The sequence below is a fragment of the Chitinophaga sp. genome (genome assembly GCF_036569125.1).
Taxonomy (GTDB): domain Bacteria; phylum Bacteroidota; class Bacteroidia; order Chitinophagales; family Chitinophagaceae; genus Chitinophaga.
In genome coordinates, this window is the sequence record NZ_DATCRF010000115.1 from 1 (window position 1) to 2,356 (window position 2,356).

The window sequence follows — 2,356 nt, forward strand, 5'->3', positions numbered from 1 at the left end:
GTACCATGTTAGGCGGCGCCGCCACTGCAGCCGTAATGCTGTTCAAATCCTCTTACGGGAAAATGATCCAGGCAGCTATACCGGAATCTGTGCTGCAGGAGGCAGACCCTACTAAAATAATAGGTCCGCCTCCCGGCGAAATAGGCACCCGCTCTGCATTTGAGCACGTAGTAAAAAAACCTTCCGATATTTCTTCGCGCACACCGCTGCAGGATCTGTATGGTGTTATCACACCATCTGACCTGCATTATGAGCGCCATCATGCCGGGGTGCCGGTGATTGATCCGCATAAATATGAGCTGCTGATCCATGGCATGGTGAATAAGCCCATGGTGTTCACCCTGGCCGATCTGAAACGCTTTCCTTCTGTATCCCGCATCTGTTTTTTAGAATGCTCCGGTAACTTCCGCAATAGTAAGGAAACGCTTAGCCCGCAGGAAATTTGCGGCCTTACCAGCCAGAGTGAATGGACGGGCGTAATGCTCTCTACCCTGTTCCGCGAAGTAGGCGTGCAGCCCAAAGCCAGCTGGTTCCTGGCTGAAGGTGGCGATGCCGCCATTATGACCCGCAGCATTCCGGTTAAAAAAGCCTGGGACGATGCCATGATCGTATATGCGCAGAACGGGGAAGCCATCCGCCCGGAGCAGGGCTATCCCGCACGTTTATTGCTGCCTGGTTGGGAAGGCAACACCAGTGTAAAATGGCTGCGCCGCCTGGAACTTTCTGACCAGCCTTATATGACGCGGGAAGAAACCTCCAAATATACCTATGCGGTAAAAGACCGCATCCGCCAGTTCAGCTTTGAGATGGATGCACGCTCCATCATTACCTTCCCTGCTTTTCCGCAGCAGGTGGCCAAAGGCTGGATAGAGATCCGCGGTATTGCGTGGAGCGGATGGGGTAAGATTGTAAAAGTAGAGGTGAGTACCGATGCCGGCAAAACCTGGCAGGCAGCCCGTTTGCAGGAGCCTGTGCTGGATAAGGCGCATACCGGTTTCCGCTACTTATGGCATTGGAATGGCGATACCACGGAGATCATGAGCCGGGCCATTGATGAAACAGGATATACGCAGCCCACCTTACAACAATTGGTGAATGCACGTGGCACGGATATGGGCGGGTATCATATGAACCCCATTACCGCCTGGGTAATACAGCGGGATGGTAAGGTGCTGTTCAAGCCGGAAAAATGGAAATGAGCGCACCAAATTGTCAGTAAAAAACATCTATTTTTGATAACATGCAGCAATCCGAATATGATGCGGTGGTAGTAGGTTCCGGCCCTAACGGACTGGCAGCAGCCATTGCTATGCAGCAGGCAGGCTTATCCGTTTTACTGATAGAAGGGAAGGAAACGATTGGCGGCGGCTTACGTTCTGCAGAGCTTACACTGCCGGGTTTTGTGCACGATATCTGTTCTGCCATTCATCCTACAGCTGTTATCTCTCCTTTTTTCTCCTCTTTACCTTTAGCGCAGCATGGCCTGCAGTTCATATACCCGGAAGTTGCCGCAGCACATCCTTTTGATGATGGCAGCGCTGCGGTGTTAAAAAAATCCATCCAGGAAACTGCACAGCTCTTAGGCAGCGATGAGCAAACTTACCTACAGCTGCTGCAGCCGCTGGTAAAGGATCTGCCACAGCTGGCGCCTGATATACTGGGGCCTTTACGTTTTCCCAAACATCCTTTAGTGATGGCACGTTTTGGGCTGAATGCATTAACGTCTGCAACGTACATGGCTAAACGCTTTCATACGCAAAAAGCAAGGGGTTTATGGGCCGGTATGGCTGCGCATGCCATACAGCCACTAAGCAACCTCACCACATCGGCCATAGGGCTGGTATTGCTGGCAGCAGGGCATGCCCGGGGCTGGCCAGTTCCGGTTGGCGGATCGATCGCAATTGCCAAAGCGCTGGCCGCTTATTTTGTATCGCTGGGCGGAAAAATTGAGACCGGCTTTTATGTACAAAAGCTGAACCAGCTACCCTCCTCCCGCGCCGTATTATTGGATGTAACGCCTAAGCAGCTGCTGAGCATAGCCGGCGATCAGTTCTCTGCTTTATACAAATGGCAGCTGCAGCACTACCAGTATGGTATGGGCGTTTTTAAAATAGATTGGGCGCTGGATGGCCCCGTTCCCTTTACTGCAGCGGAATGCAGGCAGGCAGGCACCGTGCATTTAGGCGGTACATTTGAACAGATAGCAGCCGGTGAAAAAGCTGCTGCCGCCGGGCAGCATGTGCAGCAACCTTACGTATTATTGGCGCAGCAAAGTTTGTTTGATACCTCCCGCGCCCCGCAAGGTAAGCAGGTGGCCTGGGCTTACTGCCATGTACCCAATGGCTCGCAGCAGGAT

2 protein-coding genes are annotated in these 2,356 nt (G+C 52.6%); both read left to right on the plus strand.

The window, feature by feature from the left end; genetic code table 11:
* Positions 1-1,199 (plus strand): sulfite dehydrogenase (gene soxC / locus VIM87_RS04060; protein WP_331995735.1); only part of this gene is annotated, 1,199 nt, incomplete at its 5' end.
* Between the two features lie 41 nt (positions 1,200-1,240).
* The coding region (locus VIM87_RS04065) for an NAD(P)/FAD-dependent oxidoreductase (RefSeq protein WP_331995736.1) at positions 1,241-2,356 on the plus strand (1,116 nt) is incomplete at its 3' end.